The organism is Halomonas sp. (genome assembly GCF_029263665.1).
Taxonomy (GTDB): Bacteria; Pseudomonadota; Gammaproteobacteria; order Pseudomonadales; family Halomonadaceae; genus Halomonas.
In genome coordinates this window covers 122,626-144,194 of record NZ_JAJUFQ010000009.1, presented here as the reverse complement: position 1 = coordinate 144,194, position 21,569 = coordinate 122,626, and the positions used below count along the sequence as shown (strand labels likewise).

Genomic DNA, 21,569 nt, shown 5'->3' with positions numbered 1-21,569 from the left:
TGATCCCTTGCCGAACTCAGCAGTGAAACCGCTCAGCGCCGATGGTAGTGTGGGGTCTCCCCATGTGAGAGTAGGTCATCGTCAGGCATCTATTCGAAAAAATCCCCCGGATACGTCCGGGGGATTTTTTTTGCGTCGAGCGACGAGCACGCTACGCTCGGGCCGCGAGCGGTTCCGGACCTCTATGTTGCTCGAAGCTTGAAGCTCGTTGCTTGCCAACTCCGGTCGCCAGGATGGTTGGAGTTTGACGTTTCTGGAGGTTGGCACAGCCCTTAGTGAGACCATCATGCTGCTCGTAGCTCGTAGCTCGTAGCTCGTAGCTCGTAGCTCGTAGCTCGTAGCTCGTAGCTCGTAGCTCGTAGCTCGTAGCTCGTAGCTCGAAATCCGCCGCTTACAACTTTCCCATTCCCTTCAACAGGAGTTTCCGGTAATCCGGTATGCCCTCTGGCGTGCCATACTGCCGCACATCTTGATATGACTGATTCCAATCCTGCCCTTGTCGGTGGTGCTGATTCATCACGCGATCGTCTAGGCGACCCTCTTGTACTGATTCTTACCATCGGCTTCATTGCAGGGTTCATTGCTCTCTCTGTGTACGATATCGATATGGTCGCGAGTGGTATTGCCACGGGCTTTGCATGGACGGCGAAGACGATGGGCAGTTATTTTCAATTACTGCTGTTGCTGACGTTCTTCATTGCCATTGGCGTTGCCATCAGCCCAAATGCGTTGGCACGTATCGGCAATCTCGATACGCCTGAGATCAGCACCTTCAAGTGGCTGTCGATGATCATGTGTACTCTGCTGGCCGGTGGGGGAGTGTTCTTTGCCGCCGGGGAACCGATATATCACTTCATCGTGACGCCCCCGGCCTTTACGACCGAACCTGGCACGCCGGATGCCATCGCTGGTGCATTGGCGCAGGCCTTCATGCACTGGGGATTTCTGGGCTGGGCGGTACTGGGTACCATGGCCGCCATCGCGTTAGCGCACGCGCATTACGATAAGGGACTGCCGCTCCAGCCGCGCACCTTGCTGACTCCCGTGCTAGGTGAACGCTGGATGAAGGGACCACTGGGGGGCGTTGTCGACGCACTATGCGTGATTGCTGTTGTAGCTGGTACCGTGGGACCTATTGGTTTCCTTGCCACTCAGGTGAGCTTTGGACTGCACCGTGTATTCGGTGTGACGGATGGATACGTCACACAACTGGCGGTACTGGCTATGCTGGGGTTGGTCTATGTCTCCTCTGCAGTGAGCGGAATTCATCGAGGTATTCAACTGCTGAGTCGCTTCAATGTGTTGCTGGCATTGGCAATTGCGGCGGTCATCTTCCTGTTCGGGCCAACTCTGTTCCTGGCCAATGCCTTTTTTCAGGGATTCGGCACTTATCTGGGCTCGTTCTTCGCGATGGCCACCATGACGGCACAGACGGCTCCTGACTGGTGGATGCAGTGGTGGACGGTATTCTTCTTTGCCTGGTTCATCGGCTATGGTCCCTTGATGGCCATCTTCGTAGCACGGATTTCACGCGGTCGTACCATCCGACAGGTCATCGTCGCGGTTGCGATCATGGCCCCGGTGGCAACGGCCATCTGGTTCACGCTACTGGGTGGTTCGGGCATCTACTATCAGTTGACCGGTGTCTTTGATCTCAGCGAGGCACTGAACAACTTCCAGTTTGATGTCGCGACCTTGACCGTCGCCGAGTCTCTGCCCGGTGGTTCCATCATGGTGTTGGCGATCCTGCTGTTGACGACGATCTTCGTTGCTACCACTGGCGACTCCATGAGTTATGCGATTTCCGTGGTCGGTAGTGGCCATGATGAGCCCAGCCCACTGATCAGGGCCTTCTGGGGGATCACCATGGCGCTGATGGCAGGCATTCTGCTGCGCATGGGAGCCGGGCAGATCAGTGCGCTGCAGCAGTTCATCGTCATTACCGCCATCCCGGTCTCTCTGGTCATGTTGCCGACGCTATGGACCGGGCCGCGTGCAGCAAGGGCGATGGCACGTGAGCAGGGGGTTGCATAGCGATGACCGTGTGCGAGGTCCCGGCCTCGTACAGAGTTCCCTTTCAGGGGCTGACAGCAGTCCTGTACCGAGACAATACATGGCCGGGAATCCAAGGTAGACTGCAGCCCCTGGCTCAACCCGGATGTCGACTCATGGCCCTGCAAGCCACGCCCTACAAGATTGAATTGAATTTCTCCGACATGGATCGCAATGTCTACGAGACGTTGCGCTTCACTGTTGCGCGCCACCCATCGGAAACCGAAGAACGCCTGGCTGCCCGCTTGATTGCTTACGTACTGTTCTATCACGAGCAGTTGGCCTTTGGCCGTGGGCTTTCGGATGTGGACGAGCCAGCCTTGTGGGAGAAGAGCCTCGATGGCAGGGTGCTGCACTGGATCGAGGTTGGACAGCCGACCAGCGAGCGCATGACCTGGTGCTCTCGACGAACGGAACGCTTCAGCCTGGTGGTCTATGGCAGCCTCCGGGTCTGGCAGGGCAAGGAGCTGGACCCCGTTCGCCAACTGAAGAACCTCAATGTGGTCGCAGTATCTCCAGAAGCGCTGGAAGAGTTGGCGCGCGATATGCCGCGCTCTCTGAACTGGGCGGTAATGATCAGTGACGGTGAGTTGTTCATCACTGACGAGCAGGGGCAGCACGAAGTGCCATTGGAGTGGTTGGTGGGCGAGCGATAAAAGGTATGATGCAAGACCTTGGTTGATGTTTGCACTGTTCATTTCACTGGTGTTCTCGCTTTGGGAAGTGCTGATCTCGATCAATGCGCTCAATGTGCAACTGCAGGATCTGGAAGGATATGCGCGGGCGTGCCAGCAGCGCTCGGGAAGTCGTGCTGAAGAGGATTAGAATGCAGCCGAATGAACTATTGATGCTATGCCGGCCTGGCTTTGAAGCAGATCTTGCAGCGGAGTTGCAGGATCGTATTCAGGCATTGGGAGAGCAGGCCGAGATCGAGCCCTGGATGAGTGAAGGGCTGGTACGGGTGATCCTCGTTGATGGACGACCGGCCAATGAGCTTCATCGGCGGTTGAAGCTCGAAAAATTGGTGTTTGCGCGTCAGACACTGGTGGCATTAGCGCCATTGCAATTGTCACGCGATGATCGCCTGTCGGCGATAGTCGATCAAGTCAAGGCCAGTGGCTGGAGCTTCGAGGAGATCTGGCAGGAAACACCGGATACCAACGAGGCCAAGGCACTTTCCGGGCTGCTGAAGGCACTTGAGCGTCCATTGTCGAGTCACCTGAAGAAGCGTGGTGCGCTGCGGCGCAAGGCAGGCGGAAGGCGCCTGCATCTGGTCTGGCGTGATGGAGAACAGGTGCAGCTGGGCATAAGCTTTCCGGGCAATCGCAGTGAATTTCCCGGCGGCATTCGTCGCCTGCGCTTTCCTCATGGCGCACCGAGCCGCTCGACGCTGAAGCTCGAAGAGGCATGGCACGAGTTCGTTCCTCGGGATCAGTGGGAAAGCCGTATTTCTGAAGGTATGCAAGCTGCCGACCTGGGGGCTGCGCCTGGAGGTTGGACCTGGCAATTGGTGAAGCGTGGGATGCATGTCTATGCCATCGACAATGGCCCGATGGACAAAGGACTGATGGCGACGGGAATGGTGGAGCACCTGCGTGAAGATGGCTTTGTCTGGGAGCCTCCTGCACGCCTGGACTGGCTGGTATGCGATATCGTCGATAAACCAGCTCGCGTGATTGTCATGGTCGAGCGTTGGTTGCTCAATCGCTGGTGCAGGGAATCGGTCTTCAATCTGAAATTGCCAATGAAGAAGCGCTGGCAGGAAGTTGACCACTGTCTGGAAGGGCTAAAGCGACGCTTGGATGAGGCAGGAGTGACGGCAAGCATTCGTTGCCGCCACCTTTATCATGACCGCGAGGAGGTCACTGTTCACGTTCAGTTGCAGTAGCACCTGGTCTTGCCTTTTCTGGCTATAAGCCTGGGAAGGCAGGTTCATAGATGCGTATTTTCTCTTCTTCGGTGAGCAGGGGTTGCAGGTATTGCATGGCGCGCAAGCGAGCTTCGCTGGTGTACCATTCTTTCCAGGCGCGGAGATCCCGCCACTTGGTGATCATCACTCGGCGATCAGAATGGCCTTGCTCAACCAGGCTTTCGCCGCCGAAGAAGCCACTGGCGCCAAGCGATTCACGCAGAGCTTCGCGTGCGGCCTGTTCATATTCTTCTTCCAGGCCTGGCATGATGCGTCGCTCAATGATGATTTTGATCATTCTTATACTCCGACTCCGAGGTATTGATAGTGGATTTTGCCGATTCGCTACCCATCAGCGACAGGGAACTGGACACCACAGGGCTATTCTGTCCTGAGCCGATCATGATGATGCACAACGCTGTGCGCGACATGAATACAGGACAAGTGCTCAAGGTAATTGCCACCGACCCTGCTACCACTCGTGATGTGCCCAAGTTCTGTCAGTTTCTGGGGCATGAGCTGGTGACCCAGCAAGAAACGGAAAGCGGATCTTATCTGTATTTTATCCGTTTGGGATGAAGTGCGGCAGGCGTATGCCTGCCGCCGTACGTCCTTTCAGGTCGAGCGATATAGGCAGTCGTCGTCTTCAAGTGCATGAGGGCATCAGGTGCATGAAGGGTGATGTGGATCATGACGGTTGGCTTGCCTCTGGAATCACCATCATGGCCAGCGCCTCCAATGTCGATGGGTCTTCTTGCCGAATACGATTGGCAATCTGGCGCTGGAAGAAATACACCACCTGGTGGCGACTGTGTCCAGGATACAGGCAGTTATCGCTGGGCAGTATCGGCACGCTATCGATCAGGCTTTCGTCGGCCAGCAGGGCCTCGATGCTGCCATCACTGTAAAGGCGCCAACCGAACACCTGCTTGAGCTGCCAGGGCGAGTTATCGTCATCCATGCACAGTGCATGTGTTCCTTGATGTTCGGGCAAGGTCTGGATGAGGGTGGTCTCTTCGGTGGCTTCGTAGTCGAAATACGCAGCTGCATGATGTAGCTCGACTTCCTTGTGCTCAGGAGGGGATTCCAGCAGCTCTTCGGTCTCTGGGTCGCGATAGCCGATGAAATGACCATAGTCGGGATCATTGAGCTGTTCGCAGGGGGCCAGTGACTCCATCCAGGGCACAAGGCCGACGATGTCACCGTTTTCTCTCAATCCCCAGGCCAGAACAGGCATGCCATAAAGGGTTTCTGGCTGAGAGGCGAGACAATAGACCATTTCCAGGCCATCAAGCTCGGGAGAAAGCCGGACGAAACGCCGACGAGCCTGGTGGCGTTGGCGCATACTCTCCAGGTCGATGACCTGGGCGGGGCGGGGTGACAACGGGATTCCCATGATGTCCCTCCAGCGGCTGCGTGGTTACTGCATCATCATCACGGCCGACCAAGGCCGGATGTTGCGCTTGGCGTCACTCTCCCATCAATAGCACAGACTGGGGACATAACGTAAGCCCCGTTGCTATGGGAAAGTAGGTTGGCATATTCGTGTGACTTGCTGGCGAAGCTGAAAGTGTTCGTCGAGAGCCGTTTGATAGCGTGTCAGTGGGGATGTGGCGCTGCCCGGAGAGAGCCAGGTCCGGCGGTAAAGGACAAAGTCTGGCGTGCCAGCGACATGGGCATCCAGAAGCGTTTCCATAGCGTTGAACCAGGTGCCGGCTTGCTCACGCAATGGTTCTAGCCAGTCGGGTGGTTTGGGTAATGCCAAAGGTCTGTCTGAAGGGCAGGATGAGGGGGCGGTGACTCCTTTAAGCAAGGTGTTGCTGTCCGCCAGAACTGTCGTAGCCAGCATCAGTGTGCGTAATAGTTCAGCACTGAGAGGCCTTTGCTGGAGGCGCTCGAAGTGACTTTCCAGAGTGGCCGACTCCGGCTGCCAGTTTGGGTCATACTGCTGCTGAACGGCTGCGGTTAGATAGTGGAGTGCGGGTAGCTGTTCATCGATAGCCGAGAAATCACCTGGAGGCAATGGTGTGCTGGCGCGGGAGAAATTGCTTCGCCACTCGTCGGAGCCGACCAGGGCATTGTAGCTGATGGTCGGAAGTTGTCGGGTCTTGAATTCCAGCAGGTGGGAGAGGCGGTTACGGTCCTCCTTGGCCAGCTTCTGTGACGGTTCACCTTGCCAGCACTCACTCAGAAGCCGCCATAGTTTCAGTTCGTACAACCATTGCTGGCTGAGTGGTGCAACCTTACCGAGCTGATTGTTGTGCCCTGCTACCAGGTTCGTGATATGGCAGCCACGCAGCGCATAGACGTCGAGCAGGCCTGAACGTATTTCTGTGGTCTCCAGCAGCAAGTCACGTTTACGCGGGAAAGCGTCGATGTTGGGAGGCGCAGGAGGATCGGAGGTGGGTTGACCGAGAGCTTTCTCCAGAGCCTGATAGTAACGCGTCAAGGCATCCTCAGTCCGGTTGTCTCCACAACTGGTCAAAGACAAGATCAGTGACAGGGCTAGCCCGAGACTCAGGCAGGCTCGCCCAAGTCTCCCTCGCCTAAATCTCTTTTGCCTAGGCCCTTTGGGTATGATCAGGTAGTGCATCCTTCTGCCTGTCGGGCACGATTGCTGCATTGGCGTAAGCGTGCACTGAGCAGTATGGCTGCCATGGTCAGGCCTGCGACTAGCCCGATCCAATAGCCGTGAACCCCCATTGGCGGTATCCAGGTGCCTAGCCCGTACTCACCTAGCCAGTGACCACCGCCGAGGCCTATCAGCCAATAGGACAGCAGGGTAAATAGCATGATGACACGTGTATCCTTGTAGCCGCGTAGAGCGCCTGCAAGAGCAACTTGCAGCGCATCGGAGAGCTGGTACAGCATGGCCAGGCCCAATAGGCTGAGTGTCAGGACCTGGACGGCCTGATCGTGAGTGTAGAGGGCAATCACGGGGCGTGCAGTCAGCCACAGTATGAGGTCGTTGAGCAGTGCAACCGCCGCTGCGATCAGCACACCGTTCCAGGCTACCAATCGGGCCAGACGTGCATCGCCCCGCCCCAGGGCATTGCCTACTCGTACGGTCAGAGCCATGCCCAGGGAGAGCGGCATCATGAACAGCAGGGAAGTGTAATTAAGGGCTACCTGATGAGCGGCAACTACGACTTCCCCGAGGCTGGCAACAAACAGGGCGATCAGGGTGAAAAGCGTGACTTCGACAAAGATCGCGATGCCGATGGGCACCCCCACATAGAGCAGCTCTCCGATTGCCCGTGGCGAAGGCATGGCGGGTGAGTGCCATAGATCAATATCACGGTAGGCGCGACTCTTGCGAGTATAGAGCACCATGGATAGCGCCATTACCCACATGGCGAAGGCGGTAGCGATACCGCAGCCAAAGGCGCCAAGGGCAGGGAGTTCCAACACAAAGTCGGGAGTCGCATCACCGAGCAGCGCCTGAATACCCGTGCCGCCATAGATCAGCAAGTAGTTGGCCGGAATGTTGACTGCCAGGCCGATCAGGCTGATCCACAGCGACGGACGAGTGTGATTGAGTCCATCAGAGAAGGCGCGCAATGTCATGAAAATAGCCACACCAGGCATACCAAAGGCCACTGCTCCGACATAGTCGGAGGCTTTCGTGGCCACCGCCGGAGGCACATCCATCAAACGAAAGATGGGGTCGACCCATAGGCTCAGAGCCAGAGCCGACAACAGGCCCATGACAAGGCCCACCCACATGGCCTGGTGGACGTTAGGGCGAATGCGCTCCAGCCGGTTGCCGCCAGACAATTGAGCGACAATTGGCGTCAGTCCCATCAGGGTGCCAGTCATCAGCAGCATCAGCGGCACCCACAGACTGGCTCCGACAGAAACGGCAGCAAGGTCGGAAGCGCTCAGACGTCCGGTCATCATGATGTCGACGACGCTCATGCCTGCCTGGGCGAGTTGAGCACCACAGATCGGCAAGGCAAGTCGGATCAGTGGCCAAGTCTCACGACGACTGGTCGCGAGAAAGTCAGTGGGTAGAACGCGCAAGGTTTTCATGCTCCATGCAGAAGGGCCGGACATCATGTCCGGTATCAATCTAGTGTATCAGTGCCTGCACCATTTTGGAGCTTTGCTACGCAGCGACCCGCAGGCTTGGTATCCTAGAGGGCTTAATTCATGGCTGTTCCTGTATAGGTATTCGAGTGTCCCACTGTCTTGACGATGTTATCGCGTTATTTGATGGGGTGTTTCAGAAGACTTTCCGCACTCGTCTGGTGCGTGGTGGCGATGAGCCGTTGTACCTGCCCGCAGATGATGACTCACCCTGGCATCGTGTCATCTTTGCTCGGGGCTTCTATTCCAGCGCACTGCATGAAATCAGCCACTGGTGTATTGCTGGTGCTGCCCGGCGCCAATTGGAAGACTACGGTTACTGGTATACGCCAGATGGGCGTGATGCCGAGCAGCAGCGTGCCTTTGAAAAGGTTGAGGTTGCCCCCCAGGCTCTAGAGATGTTGTTCAGTGAAGCCTGTGGCCTGCCGTTTCATGTCAGCGTTGACAACCTGGGAGAGGTGGAAGTCGACCGGGAAGCCTTTGCCAGCCAAGTCCAGGAAAGAGCCGGACGCTATCGCAGCGAAGGATTGCCGTGTAGGGCCCAGGCCTTTGAGCAGGCATTGCGCAGTTTTTACCAGGATGGCCAGGACATGTCGTTGGCCATTGTTGCTGGGCTTGAGTGCCTTTCAGGCTCGCATGAAGACACTCGTGAGCCCCTTATGGAAACCCAGGAATAACGCGAGGGTCTCTACTCTTCGCTCCATTCGCTGCCGTTCAGGCGACGATGTAGATGCAGCATGACCTCGACTTCCTGTTCGGGGCGCATGGGTTCCATTCCCAACTCGCCAAAGAGTTCGTTACGTGCCTGAGACCATTCTCCTGCAGGAAGGTCATGGTAGAGACTGTCTGCCGGTGCCAGTTCGACGAACGGGTCTATACCATAGACATCGAAAAGGCGTGACAGGGCGGCTTCGTCATCGAATACACCAGCGGTGTAGAGAGTGGCGTTGAAGTGATCACTCTCCAGTTCGCGAATGACGTCCAGGGGGCTGACGCCCATACTGGAAAGTTCCTCCAGACTGTAGTCGCCCAGGGACAGTGTTTCACTGTCGAGCCAATCATCATCGGGCTGAATCAGCGTGTGCTTGATTCGGCCATCTTGCAGGCTCCAGGCAATCGCCAGGGGTAAACCACCATCTTCGCCAGTTTCCACTGCGATGAAGGCAGGTATTTCAGGCATACTCTCCGTGGCCATAATCAGGACTCCTCTCCTGGCGTATCACCTGGACCTGTGTTGGGTCCGTTATTCGAACTTGCTGATGGTGCTGCGATACCAAAGAACGCCAAGGCTGTGGTGGTGGTGCTGGCAGCCAATTGGGCTTCGCTTTCGCCTCGCCAGTGGGCAATTTCCCGAACAATCCATGGCAGTAGTGCGGGCTCATGGCGCCGTCCCTTTAGCTTGGCCGGAAGATTGCGAGGCAGCAAATAAGGGCAGTCTGTTTCTACCATCAGACGATCAGCAGGGATATCCGCTACCAACTCGCGCAGGTGGTGGCCGCGCCGTTCATCGCAGATCCATCCAGTCAGGCCAATATGCAGGTCCTGATCCAGGTAGCCGTATAACGTGTCCTTGTCTGCCGTGAAACAGTGCACGACGGCATGCCGGATATCATCCCTCCAGGACTTGAGGATGTCGCACATTCGTGCGCCGGCATCGCGCTCATGAAGAAACAACGGTAAGCCGCTTTCTACAGCCAGGCCGAGTTGGGCTTCGAAAGCTCGTTCCTGTTCACTGGGGGTGGAAAAGTTGCGATTGAAGTCCAGGCCGCATTCGCCAACAGCAACGACTTCAGGCAGGCGATGCAGGTCGGCCATGGCATTGTGCAGTTGGGGCGTCCAGTCACTCGCGTGATGTGGATGCACGCCAGCGGTTGCGTAGAGGCCGGGGTAGCGTTGGCATAGTGCCACTGCCTGTTCAGCATTGTGCAGTTCGGTACCGGTGAGTACCAATGTCTGGACACCAGCTACATGTGCCCGCTGCAGGGTGGCTTCCAGGTCGCGGGCAAAGCTCTCGTGAGTCAGGTTTGCACCGATATCGACCAAAGGTGTCGGCGAGCGGAAGCGCAATGCTTCGGGAAGCCCTTTGTCGATGGATGACGAGGAATGGACAGTGGGCAAGTGACGGCTCCTTGGATGATTTCTCACACGAAAACTGGCAGCGACATGGCACTTTTCGTTCAAGACGAGAATTGTACCTGTAGCACCTCACGGCATGCACCTGACGATGGGTGCATGAGTTACACTTGCGTGATCAAGCAATGGAGAGGTGACGTGTGACCCTGCTACGACTGGAGCAGCTGCAACTGGCCTATGGCCATCATATTTTGCTCGACAATGCCGACCTGACCCTGGAAAAGGGAGAGCGGCTGGCGCTGGTAGGGCGCAATGGGACCGGCAAGTCGACCTTGTTGCGACTGGTGTCCGGAGAGAATCAAGCGGATTCAGGCGTTATCTGGCGTGCTCCGGGCCTCAAGATCGGCGTGCTCGCCCAGGATCTTCCGGAAGCCAGTGACGAGAGTATTTTCGATGTAGTGGCCCAGGGGCTTCCCGAGGCGGGAAGCCTGTTATCTGAGTACCATCGGTTGATACAGTCCGACGAACCGGACATGGCCCGGGTGGCATCGCTGCAGACCCGATTGGAGGCCATTGATGGTTGGTCCTTTCATCAGCGCATAGGGGTGGTGTTGAGCCGTCTGGGCTTGCCTGAGGATGCCGCAATGTCATCCCTGTCGGGTGGCTGGCGCCGGCGTGTGGCATTGGCCAGGGCTCTGGTGGCCGAGCCCGATCTGCTGCTGCTGGATGAGCCGACCAACCACCTGGATCTGGACACCATCACCTGGCTCGAAGAACAGGTCGCTTCCTTCCCGGGAGCCGTGCTGTTCATCACCCACGACAGGGCTTTCCTTTCGCGCCTGGCGACCGGCATTCTGGAACTGGACCGTGGGCGTCTGGGACGTTATCCCGGTGATTACTCTGCCTACCAGGCTCAGAAGCAGCATGAACTGGAAGTCGAAGCCAAAGAGAATGCCGAGTTCGACAAGAAGCTGGCTCAGGAAGAAACGTGGATTCGCCAGGGTATCAAGGCCCGGCGCACCCGTAACGAGGGCCGGGTAAGAGCGCTTGAACAACTGCGCCGTGAACGTAGCCAGCGCCGTGAACGCCAGGGTACCGCCACACTATCGGTAGATAGCGGGGAGCGCAGTGGCAAGCGTGTGGTGGAACTGACCAATGTCACTCAGCACTTCGAATCATCCACGGTGATTCGTGATCTCAGCATCGAGATTCAGCGAGGTGATCGTATTGGCTTGATTGGTCGTAATGGCGCAGGCAAGACGACGTTGCTCAAGATTCTGCTGGGGGAACTGGAACCTAGTGAAGGAGAAGTTCGTCTCGGCACCAAGCTGCAAGTCGCTTACTTCGATCAGCTGCGTGCCGGCCTGGAGCTGGAGAAGAATGTCTACGACAACGTGGCCCAGGGGAGTGACAGGGTCGTGGTCGGTGGGCGAGACCGCCATGTGATGAGCTACCTGCAGGATTTCCTGTTCTCCCCTGAGCGAGCTCGTCAGCCGGTCAAGGCGCTGTCTGGTGGCGAATCCAACCGCTTGCTGTTGGCCAAGCTGTTTACCCAGCCTGCCAATGTCCTGGTGCTCGATGAGCCAACCAACGACCTGGATGTGGAAACGCTGGAACTGCTCGAGGAACTGCTGCTGGACTTCGATGGCACCCTGTTGCTGGTATCCCATGACCGCGCTTTCATGGATAACGTAGTGACCAGCGTTCTGGCTTTCGAAGGCGGCGGGGCGGTGCGCGAGTACGTGGGGGGATACAGTGACTGGGTCCGCCAGGGCGGCAAACTGCCACCTGCACCCTGGGAAGGTGGTTCACGTTCGGGCAGCAAGGGAGTGAATGGCAGGGCCGAGAAAGCGGATGTCGAGAACACCGAAGTTGGCGGCGTTGAGAAAGGCAAGCTTGAACAAGTGAGGCAAGTAGAGAAGAAGGCCGTGCCAGCGCGACCTGCCAAGCTATCCTACAAGCTGCAACGGGAACTCGATGCTTTGCCTGCCGAGATCGAGCGGCTTGAAGGCGAGATCGCCACATTGGAAGCGGAAGTGGGGAATCCTGCCTTTTATCAGCAGGACTCCGGTTCCATCAATGAACGCCTTGGGGTGCTACAGGCAACCCAAGAGAGTCTCGAAGTTGCCATGGAGCGTTGGATGGAACTGGAAGCCATGGCCAGCGGCGAGAGCTAAGGACCTGCGCGAGGGCCACGGACACGGCGTCCGTGGCCAGAAAGTTGGTTTACTCTTCGCTTTCCTTGCCGACGCGCACCGCGAGCACGTCACATTGCGCACCATGCAACACGCCAGTGGACGTGGAGCCAAGCAACAGGGCGAAGCCATGGCGGCCGTGAGAACCAACGACGATCAGATCGACACCATTATCCTCGGCAAAGCGATGGATCTCTGTATCTGGCATGCCGACAACAACGTGCTGGTCATCCTTGGCAACGTGGGCATCGGCGATTTCGCCCAGGCGCTGCTTGGCATGCTCGTCCAGTTGATCCTGAATACTGGTCAGGTCCATTGGAATGTCGCCGCCATAGGCAAAGCCGAGCGGCTCCAGCGTGTGGATGATGGAGAGTTTGGCGTGGTTACGGTCGGCAATCTGCAAGGCGCGCTCAAGGATCTTGTGGGAATCCTTGGTCAGATCAACAGCGACCAGCACATGACGATACTCGTTGCTCATGGGGTAATGCCTCCAGCGGCAGTCGATGAGAGAAATCCTGTGTTCAACTCTAGGACGCTCGTGTGACCAAGACAACGTTATTGATCAACCTTTTACCAGAGGAAGGCTTATGTTATGGGTGATCATCCTGGTGGTGGTAGGCATGGCGTTCGCGCCGGCCATGTGGCTCAGGCCTACTGCCAGAGAGCGCCATCTAGGCAAGCTGCGAGATGCGGCGGTTCATTCTCACGTCAGTGTCAAGTTGGAGACGTCGCCTTTGCATGGCGATAACGACAAGATGGCGGCCTATCGTTGGCCTTATCCTGCACAGCGCCCGGGGCCTGTCTTTATGCTGGTTCGCGAAGCGCATGCCAGTCAAGCGTTGAAGCTCTGCGAGCCTGGATGGCGTTGGCGGATTGAGCCGTTGCGGCCTATGCCTCCCTCGGTCAACACCAGCTTCCTGCGATTGTTGTCGAAGTTGCCGGTAGATGCCTGTGTTGTGGAATCCAACGCCAAGGCACTGACCCTATGGTGGGACGAGTCTCTGGATGCTGAGGATTTCTGTTCCTTGGCGGCTCCTGCTGCGGCACTCAGGGATGCCTTGCAGGGGCGGCCGGACCAACCCAGTGGCGGTGTGCCTGGAGCGCCGATCTGAATTGAGGCTGCCAGACCTCCCTGAGGTGGAGGGGAGGTCTGGTTTCAGAGGGACTGATGACGGGGAGATCAGCAGTCGTCGCCCTTGCTTCCATCAGGGTTGAGCAGCGCCATGCCGTTGGCCTCGATACGGCCAAGAATTTCGCTGAGCTTCTGCTGATCATCATCCTCCAGCCCTGCCAGCATTTCGGCTCGGGCCTGCTTGACGATAGCGTCAATCTTTTCCAGCAGAGGAGAGGCCTGCTCGGTAAGATGAATGCGCTTGGTTCGGCGGTCCTGGTCGCAAGGGTGTCGCTCGACAAGCCCCTGTTCACATAATTGATCCAGCGTACGTACCAGTGAAGGGGCTTCGACGCCAATGGCACGAGCCAGGTCGCATTGAGGCTGGCCTTCAGGCATTTGCCACAGATGATAAAGCGTGACCCAGCGCGTTTGAGTCAATCCCAGTGGTGCCAGGCGCTGGTCCAGAACGGCACGCCAGATGCGTGGGGCGCGGGACAGCTGTAAGCCAATATTCTCATTCATGTCGGTTCGCAATTAGGAAGTCTGCAAATAATTAGATTGTCGGAATGCTTGTGGCGTATTGCAAGTGTCACTCCTCCCAGGAATCGTCATTGTCTTTCCCTGAGGAGTGTTCCTTGTTCTCCTGCTGTTCTTTGTCCTTGGCATCGTTATCTGCCGAGGTCCCTGAGGACGCTTTGCTTGCCTGGGGCGTAGCATCGTCCGCTCCGGCCTGTGGGGACGGTCGTGCTGGCTCCTTTTCTATCGGAGTCTGTTGGCCGGCTGTTGGTTCCGGTGCAGTGCTGCGCCAATGCAAATTCAGTCCAGGTATACCAACCTGGGGCGTGATATTTCCGTTGGCGAGAGTGGCGTTATCTGGATTATCGCTGACGTTGAAATGGATCTCGCCAATACGCTGACCGCCGCTGGTCATGACATCAATACGCCAGCGGCCCTTGCTGTCATCGGGGAAGCGCGTCTTATGGGTCCAGGCACGATAGCCCTTGGCCCGACCGCCATGGATTTCCAGGGGGATGCGATCGACCAGCTTACCGTCGCGATACCACTCATGAACAATGTCTTCACGCAAACCACGAGGGGCGTGGATCGCGGTGTAGGCATAGAGCCCTTGTGCTTTCAGAGCTTCGGGGGTCAGGGCGATACTACCTTTGGGTTGCCTTGCCTCAACATCGAAGGATGGTGACAAGGCACTGCCCGATAACCACAGCGTTGCCGGCGGAACCCAATAACGCCCGAACCAGGCAAGCGATGCCAACAATGGCAATAGCGCGAACATGGCCAGCCAGCGCCCGGGTGTCATGGGACTCAGCAGTTGAAGCAGGCTAGGCAGGCTGAACACGACCATGCACAGAGAGGCCAGGACCAAACTCTGAGTGGTCGTCAGTTGCAGTATCAGCGGAAGAGTGACCAGCACGATCAGGAAGACGCACTGGGCGTGGAAGACGATGTACAACCAGCGTTTATGCTCAGCCAGGCGGTAATACAGCGGGTCCAGAATCGATAGTACGGCCATGCACAGCATGGCCAGGGTGAACAGCGCCTGGCCACTGGTCCAGACGGTTGTTGCCAGTAGGAAAGGCAGAGTAAAGAACAGGGTCTCCTGATGGACCATCTGCGTAATGAACGTCATCAGGCCGCGGGGAGATACTGGCAGGCCACGTTGTTGCAGGCGACGTTCAATGAGGCTTTCCGACAGTAGCAGGAGCCAGGTCAGTATCATGCCTGCAGCAAGCAGGATGCCTAGCCATTGCTGCCGTTGGACCAGAAAGAAACTGGCGACACCTGTAGCGAAGGCCACGGGTGGCCATACCCAATGCCAAGGACGCAGCCGCTCCGCCCAGCGCTCGATAATGAGATGCAGGCGGACCAGAGGACTTGGGGAAGAGGGTGATGGTGTCAAGGGCGTGCCAATGTTCTGTGCGAAAGTGAGCATTTTATCAGACCTGACGCCAGGTGCAGGAAGATCCGGAGGATATCTCATCAATGACCTGCATTAACGCTCTGCCGACTCCGTGCATATGTTCCTTGGTAGGGGTTGACGTCATTCCTGCTTTGCACCAAGCTGCAATGAATCAAACGGCCGTATGAATTGATGGTTTCACAGCGCTGGGATTCAATGTGTTGTCTTCATCGCTCGCATTCGGAAATGGTTGGTTGATGTCGTGAAGGCTGTGAACCAACGCTTCCTTCAGTACAACAAGCGGAGACCCCTGGATGATCTATCAAGGCAATGCCATCACGGTGGCACGCAATGGCGATGATATCGCCATACTGACCTTCGACCTCAAGGACGGGTCAGTGAACAAGCTGTCTGCGGCGGTGGTCGCGGAATTGGGCGAGGCACTCGAGGCAGTGCGCTCTGAGAGCAGTATCAAGGGCCTGATGCTCAGAAGTGCCAAGGAAGCCTTCATTGTCGGTGCGGATATCACCGAGTTTCATGGCATGTTTGAGGAAGGCGAAGCCGCGATCCAGGCCATGCTCGAGCGTGTGCACGGAATCTTCAATGGTCTCGAGGACATGCCGTTCCCGACGGTCACGGCGATCAATGGCCTGGCGTTGGGCGGAGGTTGTGAAGTGGTGCTCTGTACCGATTTTCGGGTAATGAGCGATACAGCAAAGATCGGGCTGCCAGAGACCAAACTTGGCATTCTTCCCGGCTGGGGCGGTTGTGTCCGTCTGCCACGCCTGATCGGTGCCGACAACGCCATCGAATGGATTGCCGGTGGCACGGAAAATCGTGCCGACGCCTGCCTCAAGGTTGGTGCCGTTGATGCGGTGGTGCCCGGGGACCAGCTCGAGGCGGCTGCATTGGACATTCTGGCGCGCGCCAATGCTGGTGAGTTGGATTTCGAAGCGCGACGTCGCGAAAAGACCAGTCCGCTGAAGCTCAACTCCATTGAACAGATGATGGCCTTCGAGACCGCCAAGGGCTATGTTGCTGGCAAGGCCGGTCCGCACTACCCGGCACCGGTGGAATCGATCAAGGTCATTCAGAAGGGAGCCGGTGAAGGTCGTGAGCGTGCCCAGGCCATCGAAGCAAAGAGTTTCGGCAAGCTGACGCAGACCGATGTCTGCTTCAATCTGGTCGGCCTGTTCATGAATGACCAGGTGGTCAAGAAGAAGGGCAATGAATACATGAAGCAGGCCCAGTCGGTGAAGCAGACCGCCGTGCTGGGTGCTGGCATCATGGGTGGCGGCATTGCCTATCAGAGCGCCTCGAAAGGCACCCCCATTCTGATGAAGGACATCAAGGAAGAGGCCATCGAGCTGGGGCTGAAGGAGGCACGCAAGCTGTTCGGCAAGCAGGTCGAGCGTGGTCGTCTGACCACGGATGGGATGGCACAGAAGCTTTCCAATATTCGCCCGACCCTGTCCTATGGCGACTTCGAGCACGTCGACCTGGTGGTCGAGGCGGTGGTCGAGAATCCCAAGGTCAAGGCTGAGGTCCTGGCGGAAGTCGAAGCTCAGGTGCCCGAGACCACCATCCTGGCGTCCAATACCTCGACCATTTCCATTACCCGTCTGGCTGAGAACCTCAAGCGCCCCGAGAACTTCTGCGGCATGCACTTCTTCAACCCAGTGCATCGCATGCCGCTGGTTGAAGTCATTCGCGGTGAAAGGACCAGCGATGCCGCGGTCGCTGCAACCGTGGCCTACGCCCGCGCCATGGGCAAGACACCGATTGTGGTCAATGATTGCCCCGGATTCCTGGTCAACCGTGTGCTGTTCCCCTATTTCGGTGGCTTCAGCCTGCTGGTTGAGCAGGGCGCCGATTTCCAGCGTGTCGACAAGGTCATGGAGAAGTTCGGCTGGCCGATGGGCCCGGCTTACCTGCTGGATGTGGTGGGTATGGACACCGCAGTGCATGCCAACGAAGTGATGGCGGAAGGCTTCCCGGACCGCATGGCTCAGGGTGGCATGAATGGCGGCAAGACCGCGATTCAGGTGATGTTCGAGAATGATCGTCTCGGTCAGAAGAATGACAAGGGTTTCTACGCCTATGAGGAAGATCGCAAGGGCAAGCCGAAGAAGGTCAGCGATGAACAGGCCATCGCGCTGGTCAAGTCGTTGGCAGCCAACCCCCGTGAGTTCAGCGACGAAGACATCATTGCACGCATGATGGTACCGCTGTGTCTCGAGACGGTACGTTGCCTGGAAGACGATATTGTCGGGAGTGCCGCTGAAGCGGACATGGCGCTGATCTACGGCATTGGCTTCCCGCCCTTCCGGGGTGGTGCGCTGCGCTACATCGATGCCATGGGGCTCCCCGAATTCGTGGCACTGGCCGATGGACTGGCCGATGAACTTGGCGCGCTGTACGCACCGACCGAACGTCTGCGCCAGATGGCCAATAATGGCGAAACCTTCTACGCCCGATAACACCACCACACAGGAGAATATCCATGAGTTTGAATCCGAGAGATATCGTGGTGGTCGACGGCGTTCGTACCGCCATGGCCCGAGCGAAGAATGGTGCCTTCCGTCATGTGCGCGCCGAGAATCTATCCGCCGAGGTCATGAATGCGTTGTTCAAACGTAATTCTGGCCTCGACCCGAGCAGTGTCGACGATGTGATCTGGGGCTGTGTCAACCAGACCCTCGAGCAATCGATGAACATCGCACGCAACGCCCAGATCATGACCGGCATGCCGCGCTCTGTGCCGGCGCAGACGGTCAATCGCCTGTGTGGCTCGTCAATGAGTGCACTGCATATTGCTGCTGCCAACATCAAGGCCGGCATGGGTGACTTCTACGTCATTGGTGGCGTCGAGCACATGGAGCATGTGCCCATGACACATGGTGTCGATGTCAACCCGGCGGCCAGCAAGTACGCCGCCAAGGCAGCAATGATGATGGGACTGACCGCAGAACTGCTGGGCAAGCTGCACGGCATCAGCCGCGAGGACCAGGATGCCTTCGGTGTGCGCTCCCACCAGCGTGCCTGGCAGGCTCAGCAATCCGGTGGCTTCGACAACGAGATCGTCGGTGTCGAGGGACACGACAGCGAGGGGCGTCGCATCCTGGTCAACAAGGATGAAGTGATTCGCCCCGAAACTACCCTCGAGTCGCTGGGGGGGCTCAAGCCGGTGTTCGACCCGCGTAGTGGCACGGTGACCGCCGGCACTTCCTCGGCGTTGTCGGTGGGTGCCAGCGCGATGGCTGTGATGAGCTACGAGCGTGCCCAGGCGCTGGGGCTTGAGCCCATCGCTCGTGTGCTGTCGACCGGTGTGGCGGGGTGTGATGCCTCGATCATGGGCTATGGCCCGGTACCGGCATCCCAGAAGGCGCTCAAGGCAGCCGGCCTGACCATTGGAGACATCGATACCGTCGAATTGAATGAAGCCTTTGCTGCTCAGGCACTGCCGGTGCTCAAGGATCTCGGTCTGCGCGACAGCATGGACGAAAAGGTCAACCTGCATGGCGGCGCTATTGCTCTGGGTCACCCGCTGGGTTGCTCCGGTGCGCGCATCTGCACCACGCTGCTGAATGTCATGAAGCAGCAGGACACCCGGCTGGGGCTCGCCACCATGTGCATCGGCATGGGCCAGGGCGTGGCCACGGTGTTTGAACGCCTCAACTGATGGTTTTGACGGTCGCGGGTGTTGATGTGTGACCGTCAGTCAGGAAGAAGAGCGGTGGCTGCTTGCAGCCACCGCTCTTTGCGTTGCAGTGAGTGATCATGGGTCATGATGGCCAGCAGAAAAAGCTAGAGAATACCGCTGTCGAGGCCGGCAGCCATGGCCATGGCCAGTTCCTCGACCTGCTGCTCGAAGGCGTCCTGCCAGTCTCCACGCAGGATCAGTGGTTCCTGTACCCACCGCCAGCGTAACCCGGTGATGATGCCTTCCACGGCACGTCGAGTGCCGGTGCCGTCATGACCGGCGCGAATGTACAGGGCGCAGGGCAGGCCTTGAGTGTGGTCGAGAAGTGGATAGTAGCTTCGATCGAAGAAGTCCTTCAGGGCGCCGCTCATGTAGCCGAGGTTCTCGGTAGTACCGAGCAGGATGGCATCCGCCTGAAGCACGTCCTCTGGTCCGCACTCCAGAGGAGCCTTGCAGGTTACCTCCACAGCGTCGATATCCGGGTGGCCTGCGCCCCGGCAAGCGGCGTCGCGCAGCTTCAGGGTATTGGGTGAAGGGGCATGGGCGACGATCAGCAGGCGTTTCATTCAGCATGACTCTTCATTGCACGGCTGCCCTTGACCGGGAAGCATCAGTTCTCGCTACGATGTCAGAGGATGGTAGCAGGATGACTTGCAGGACCGCGTTTCCTGCTGACGCCCCCATTCCCATGTGTAACTCCAGGAGAACCAAAGATGAAATTCGCACTTTCTTCTCTTCGCGTTTCCAGCCCAGACTTTGCTGATGACGCTCCTTTGTCGGCTCGTCACAGCCAGGAAGCAGATGATCTGTCACCGGCGCTCAGCTGGAGAGAGGTGCCTGATGGCACTCGCGGTATTGCGGTGATATGTCACGATCCGGATGCTCCCGTGGTCAACAATGGCGGTTACGGTTATGTACATTGGGTGCTGTATAACCTTCCTGCCTCGGTGACCGAGCTGGAGGAAGGCAGCAAGTTGGGTACTGCAGGTGTCAATGATGGCGGCTCTCTAGGTTATTGTGGACCAATGCCGCCCCAGGGCCACGGCTTGCATCGATATTACTTCTGGGTGCTGGCGCTGGATACAGAGACAGACTATCCAGAGGGGCTGACGTTGGCAGATTTTCTTGGCAAGGTGGAACCTCATGTCCTAGGCATGAACAGGATCATTGGCACGTATCGCCGAGAGCCTTGAGACTATCTGCATCACTGGCTTTTAACGTTATCACGGAGTAGGCTTGGGCGCCCGTCATACTAGGTGATAGTGTCATGAGTGAACTGCCTCCCTGTCCTAGCTGCCAGTCTCCATATGCATATGAGGACGGTGCTCAGTTGATCTGCCCCGAATGTGGTCATGAATGGGTCCCGGGAGAGGTCCAGGAAAACGATGCAAAAACGGTACGAGATGCCAACGGCAACGAATTGGCGGATGGCGATACCGTTACCGTGATCAAGGACCTCAAGGTCAAGGGCTCTTCGTCCGTGGTCAAGGTAGGTACCAAGGTCAAGAACATCCGCCTGGTGGATGGTGATCATGATATTGACTGCAAGATTGATGGCATTGGTGCGATGAAGCTGAAGTCGCAGTTCGTCAAGAAGGTCTGACGTCTCATCAGCCGCGTTGTGTGTGCAGGCCCCCATTCTGAAGAACAGAATGGGGGCCTGGTGTTTATCGGCACCATATCTGCCTCCTGGCAGGGGAGAGAATAGCTCGCGCGCCTTTCACAAGTAGCGCCTAATCTGATGCAAAAGGGAATAGATCGGGAGCACGGACAATGCACGAGAGCAGATACCGAGTCCTGTTTCTGGCCCTATGTTTGGTGCTGGCAGGATGTGACGGCAGTGACAGGGGCGAAGCAGATAATGCATCACCGCGACCCTCTGGTGATGTCCAGGAAGTGCCGGAGAATGCAAGTCCGGCACAGAATAGCGCAGGGCAGCCTTCAGATGAGCCGACGGAACCGCCGCCGGATGTTGCCATGGCAGATCCAGTAACGGTCTCGCTTGATGCCCGGTTGCAGAGTGATCGCCGAATGCTGGTGACAGGGAATACCAACCTGCCTGATGGCACACGACTGTCAGTTCTGGTTGAGCGTGAAGCCAGTGGTGTGCATTGGCAGGAGCGGACCACGGTTGTCGAAGGGCGCTTTGAAGTGGGGCCTCTTGGGCCTGGCAGTGGACTGCCAGATGGTGGTTATCGTTTGCGGGTCCAGACGGAGCCCTCGAGTGTCCAGCCTCGTTCGGTGCAGCAACGCCTGGGAGAAAAGGGAGAACACCTGAGAGGCTCTCTTGTGCAGGATTCACCTCACGGGCTGGGAAAGGTCATCAATGCCGGTCAGCGTGTACTGGTCGGTCAGGAAGTTCGACGAACCATCGATGATGTACAGGTTCAGGAAAGGCAGTAGGGTGGTCTTGCCTGATCATGACCACGCGCGCTCCAGGTACCGTTTATGCAGCGCTGCTGCCATCATTGCCACGGTAGCCCTGCGAAAGACAATGATGACGAAGCCTTTGCAGC

General features: G+C 57.5%; 23 protein-coding genes and 1 rRNA gene. 14 read left to right on the top strand and 10 right to left on the bottom strand.

Annotated features, from left to right (window positions below):
* The 5 genes from rrf to rlmM form a co-directional block, all read left to right on the top strand.
* Window positions 1-87 (top strand): 5S ribosomal RNA (rrf, locus tag Q1K07_RS11580); the annotation flags it as partial.
* Between the two features lie 387 nt (window positions 88-474).
* Window positions 475-2,034, top strand: a complete 1,560-nt coding sequence (locus Q1K07_RS11575) for a BCCT family transporter (protein ID WP_300310942.1) — start codon at window positions 475-477, stop codon at window positions 2,032-2,034.
* 134 nt (window positions 2,035-2,168) lie between these two features.
* The gene (locus Q1K07_RS11570) at window positions 2,169-2,708 is read left to right on the top strand and encodes a YaeQ family protein (protein ID WP_300310940.1); all 540 of its coding nucleotides are present in this window, start codon (window positions 2,169-2,171) and stop codon (window positions 2,706-2,708) included.
* A gap of 25 nt (window positions 2,709-2,733) precedes the next feature.
* Window positions 2,734-2,877 carry a hypothetical protein gene (locus Q1K07_RS11565; protein WP_300310938.1) on the top strand — a complete coding sequence of 48 codons (144 nt, stop codon included), beginning with the start codon at window positions 2,734-2,736 and terminating at the stop codon, window positions 2,875-2,877.
* A gap of 1 nt (window position 2,878) precedes the next feature.
* The gene (gene rlmM, locus Q1K07_RS11560) at window positions 2,879-3,940 is read left to right on the top strand and encodes a 23S rRNA (cytidine(2498)-2'-O)-methyltransferase RlmM (protein WP_300310936.1); all 1,062 of its coding nucleotides are present in this window, start codon (window positions 2,879-2,881) and stop codon (window positions 3,938-3,940) included.
* Window positions 3,941-3,962: 22 nt separating this feature from the next.
* On the opposite strand, the gene Q1K07_RS11555 is transcribed toward rlmM, so the two are convergent.
* The gene (locus Q1K07_RS11555; protein ID WP_300310934.1) at window positions 3,963-4,259 is read right to left on the bottom strand and encodes an antibiotic biosynthesis monooxygenase family protein; all 297 of its coding nucleotides are present in this window, start codon (window positions 4,257-4,259) and stop codon (window positions 3,963-3,965) included.
* Window positions 4,260-4,285: 26 nt separating this feature from the next.
* Between Q1K07_RS11555 and tusA the strand changes: the two genes are divergently transcribed.
* Window positions 4,286-4,540: a sulfurtransferase TusA gene (tusA, locus tag Q1K07_RS11550; protein ID WP_300310957.1), complete on the top strand. Its 255-nt coding sequence runs from the start codon at window positions 4,286-4,288 to the stop codon at window positions 4,538-4,540.
* 109 nt (window positions 4,541-4,649) lie between these two features.
* Here tusA and Q1K07_RS11545 read toward each other — a convergent pair whose 3' ends face one another.
* The 3 genes from Q1K07_RS11545 to Q1K07_RS11535 form a co-directional block, all read right to left on the bottom strand.
* A complete protein-coding gene (locus Q1K07_RS11545) occupies window positions 4,650-5,357 on the bottom strand; it encodes a hypothetical protein (RefSeq protein ID WP_300310932.1) in 708 nt (235 codons plus the stop codon).
* A 123-nt stretch (window positions 5,358-5,480) separates the two neighbouring features.
* Entirely contained in the window at window positions 5,481-6,410 is a 930-nt protein-coding gene (locus Q1K07_RS11540) for a DUF3080 family protein (protein ID WP_300310930.1), read from the bottom strand.
* 131 nt (window positions 6,411-6,541) lie between these two features.
* Window positions 6,542-7,984: an MATE family efflux transporter gene (locus Q1K07_RS11535; RefSeq protein WP_300310928.1), complete on the bottom strand. Its 1,443-nt coding sequence runs from the start codon at window positions 7,982-7,984 to the stop codon at window positions 6,542-6,544.
* A gap of 155 nt (window positions 7,985-8,139) precedes the next feature.
* Between Q1K07_RS11535 and Q1K07_RS11530 the strand changes: the two genes are divergently transcribed.
* Complete coding sequence (locus Q1K07_RS11530) at window positions 8,140-8,727, top strand: elongation factor P hydroxylase (RefSeq protein WP_300310926.1); 588 nt, start codon at window positions 8,140-8,142, stop codon at window positions 8,725-8,727.
* Between the two features lie 11 nt (window positions 8,728-8,738).
* Here Q1K07_RS11530 and Q1K07_RS11525 read toward each other — a convergent pair whose 3' ends face one another.
* Together Q1K07_RS11525 and Q1K07_RS11520 are read right to left on the bottom strand one after the other, a co-directional pair.
* Window positions 8,739-9,230: a hypothetical protein gene (locus Q1K07_RS11525; RefSeq protein WP_300310955.1), complete on the bottom strand. Its 492-nt coding sequence runs from the start codon at window positions 9,228-9,230 to the stop codon at window positions 8,739-8,741.
* Window positions 9,231-9,247: 17 nt separating this feature from the next.
* Entirely contained in the window at window positions 9,248-10,168 is a 921-nt protein-coding gene (locus tag Q1K07_RS11520; RefSeq protein WP_300310924.1) for a TatD family hydrolase, read from the bottom strand.
* A 155-nt stretch (window positions 10,169-10,323) separates the two neighbouring features.
* On the opposite strand from Q1K07_RS11520, the gene Q1K07_RS11515 reads away from it, so the two are divergent.
* Window positions 10,324-12,300 (top strand): ATP-binding cassette domain-containing protein, encoded by a 1,977-nt coding sequence (locus tag Q1K07_RS11515; protein WP_300310922.1) that lies wholly within the window; start codon window positions 10,324-10,326, stop codon window positions 12,298-12,300.
* 49 nt (window positions 12,301-12,349) lie between these two features.
* On the opposite strand, the gene Q1K07_RS11510 is transcribed toward Q1K07_RS11515, so the two are convergent.
* The gene (locus Q1K07_RS11510) at window positions 12,350-12,796 is read right to left on the bottom strand and encodes a universal stress protein (protein ID WP_300310920.1); all 447 of its coding nucleotides are present in this window, start codon (window positions 12,794-12,796) and stop codon (window positions 12,350-12,352) included.
* A 109-nt stretch (window positions 12,797-12,905) separates the two neighbouring features.
* On the opposite strand from Q1K07_RS11510, the gene Q1K07_RS11505 reads away from it, so the two are divergent.
* The gene (locus tag Q1K07_RS11505; protein ID WP_300310918.1) at window positions 12,906-13,430 is read left to right on the top strand and encodes a preprotein translocase subunit YajC; all 525 of its coding nucleotides are present in this window, start codon (window positions 12,906-12,908) and stop codon (window positions 13,428-13,430) included.
* 68 nt (window positions 13,431-13,498) lie between these two features.
* On the opposite strand, the gene slyA is transcribed toward Q1K07_RS11505, so the two are convergent.
* Together slyA and Q1K07_RS11495 are read right to left on the bottom strand one after the other, a co-directional pair.
* Window positions 13,499-13,954, bottom strand: a complete 456-nt coding sequence (slyA, locus tag Q1K07_RS11500) for a transcriptional regulator SlyA (protein WP_300310916.1) — start codon at window positions 13,952-13,954, stop codon at window positions 13,499-13,501.
* A 67-nt stretch (window positions 13,955-14,021) separates the two neighbouring features.
* A complete protein-coding gene (locus Q1K07_RS11495; RefSeq protein WP_300310914.1) occupies window positions 14,022-15,383 on the bottom strand; it encodes a DUF5924 family protein in 1,362 nt (453 codons plus the stop codon).
* Window positions 15,384-15,664: 281 nt separating this feature from the next.
* Here Q1K07_RS11495 and fadB point away from each other — a divergent pair, with 281 nt between their 5' ends.
* Both fadB and fadA read left to right on the top strand, forming a co-directional pair.
* Window positions 15,665-17,830, top strand: coding sequence for a fatty acid oxidation complex subunit alpha FadB (fadB, locus tag Q1K07_RS11490; RefSeq protein ID WP_300310912.1), 2,166 nt, complete (start codon window positions 15,665-15,667; stop codon window positions 17,828-17,830).
* A 23-nt stretch (window positions 17,831-17,853) separates the two neighbouring features.
* Window positions 17,854-19,032 carry an acetyl-CoA C-acyltransferase FadA gene (gene fadA, locus Q1K07_RS11485; RefSeq protein WP_300310910.1) on the top strand — a complete coding sequence of 393 codons (1,179 nt, stop codon included), beginning with the start codon at window positions 17,854-17,856 and terminating at the stop codon, window positions 19,030-19,032.
* A 125-nt stretch (window positions 19,033-19,157) separates the two neighbouring features.
* Here the strand turns inward: fadA and Q1K07_RS11480 are convergent, their stop codons facing one another.
* Window positions 19,158-19,619, bottom strand: a complete 462-nt coding sequence (locus Q1K07_RS11480) for a flavodoxin family protein (RefSeq protein ID WP_300310908.1) — start codon at window positions 19,617-19,619, stop codon at window positions 19,158-19,160.
* A gap of 147 nt (window positions 19,620-19,766) precedes the next feature.
* Between Q1K07_RS11480 and Q1K07_RS11475 the strand changes: the two genes are divergently transcribed.
* The 3 genes from Q1K07_RS11475 to Q1K07_RS11465 all read left to right on the top strand — a co-directional run bounded on the left by Q1K07_RS11475 (window position 19,767) and on the right by Q1K07_RS11465 (window position 21,456).
* Window positions 19,767-20,246: a YbhB/YbcL family Raf kinase inhibitor-like protein gene (locus tag Q1K07_RS11475; RefSeq protein WP_300310906.1), complete on the top strand. Its 480-nt coding sequence runs from the start codon at window positions 19,767-19,769 to the stop codon at window positions 20,244-20,246.
* 74 nt (window positions 20,247-20,320) lie between these two features.
* On the top strand, window positions 20,321-20,656 hold the full coding sequence (locus tag Q1K07_RS11470; RefSeq protein WP_300310904.1) for a zinc ribbon domain-containing protein YjdM: 336 nt from the start codon (window positions 20,321-20,323) through the stop codon (window positions 20,654-20,656).
* Window positions 20,657-20,826: 170 nt separating this feature from the next.
* Entirely contained in the window at window positions 20,827-21,456 is a 630-nt protein-coding gene (locus Q1K07_RS11465; RefSeq protein ID WP_300310902.1) for a hypothetical protein, read from the top strand.
* Window positions 21,457-21,569: the final 113 nt, after the last annotated feature.

Bases quoted from the DNA above. Each gene is read 5' to 3' on its own strand.
- slyA (WP_300310916.1), bottom strand. From the start codon at position 13,954: ATGAATGAGAATATTGGCTTACAGCTGTCCCGCGCCCCACGCATCTGG.
- Q1K07_RS11475 (WP_300310906.1), top strand. From the start codon at position 19,767: ATGAAATTCGCACTTTCTTCTCTTCGCGTTTCCAGCCCAGACTTTGCT.
- Q1K07_RS11495 (WP_300310914.1), bottom strand. From the start codon at position 15,383: ATGCTCACTTTCGCACAGAACATTGGCACGCCCTTGACACCATCACCC.
- fadB (WP_300310912.1), top strand. From the start codon at position 15,665: ATGATCTATCAAGGCAATGCCATCACGGTGGCACGCAATGGCGATGAT.
- rlmM (WP_300310936.1), top strand. From the start codon at position 2,879: ATGCAGCCGAATGAACTATTGATGCTATGCCGGCCTGGCTTTGAAGCA.
- Q1K07_RS11510 (WP_300310920.1), bottom strand. From the start codon at position 12,796: ATGAGCAACGAGTATCGTCATGTGCTGGTCGCTGTTGATCTGACCAAG.
- Q1K07_RS11465 (WP_300310902.1), top strand. From the start codon at position 20,827: ATGCACGAGAGCAGATACCGAGTCCTGTTTCTGGCCCTATGTTTGGTG.
- Q1K07_RS11575 (WP_300310942.1), top strand. From the start codon at position 475: ATGACTGATTCCAATCCTGCCCTTGTCGGTGGTGCTGATTCATCACGC.
- Q1K07_RS11480 (WP_300310908.1), bottom strand. From the start codon at position 19,619: ATGAAACGCCTGCTGATCGTCGCCCATGCCCCTTCACCCAATACCCTG.
- Q1K07_RS11570 (WP_300310940.1), top strand. From the start codon at position 2,169: ATGGCCCTGCAAGCCACGCCCTACAAGATTGAATTGAATTTCTCCGAC.
- Q1K07_RS11525 (WP_300310955.1), bottom strand. From the start codon at position 9,230: ATGCCTGAAATACCTGCCTTCATCGCAGTGGAAACTGGCGAAGATGGT.
- Q1K07_RS11555 (WP_300310934.1), bottom strand. From the start codon at position 4,259: ATGATCAAAATCATCATTGAGCGACGCATCATGCCAGGCCTGGAAGAA.
- Q1K07_RS11545 (WP_300310932.1), bottom strand. From the start codon at position 5,357: ATGGGAATCCCGTTGTCACCCCGCCCCGCCCAGGTCATCGACCTGGAG.
- fadA (WP_300310910.1), top strand. From the start codon at position 17,854: ATGAGTTTGAATCCGAGAGATATCGTGGTGGTCGACGGCGTTCGTACC.
- Q1K07_RS11470 (WP_300310904.1), top strand. From the start codon at position 20,321: ATGAGTGAACTGCCTCCCTGTCCTAGCTGCCAGTCTCCATATGCATAT.
- Q1K07_RS11505 (WP_300310918.1), top strand. From the start codon at position 12,906: ATGTTATGGGTGATCATCCTGGTGGTGGTAGGCATGGCGTTCGCGCCG.
- Q1K07_RS11565 (WP_300310938.1), top strand. From the start codon at position 2,734: ATGTTTGCACTGTTCATTTCACTGGTGTTCTCGCTTTGGGAAGTGCTG.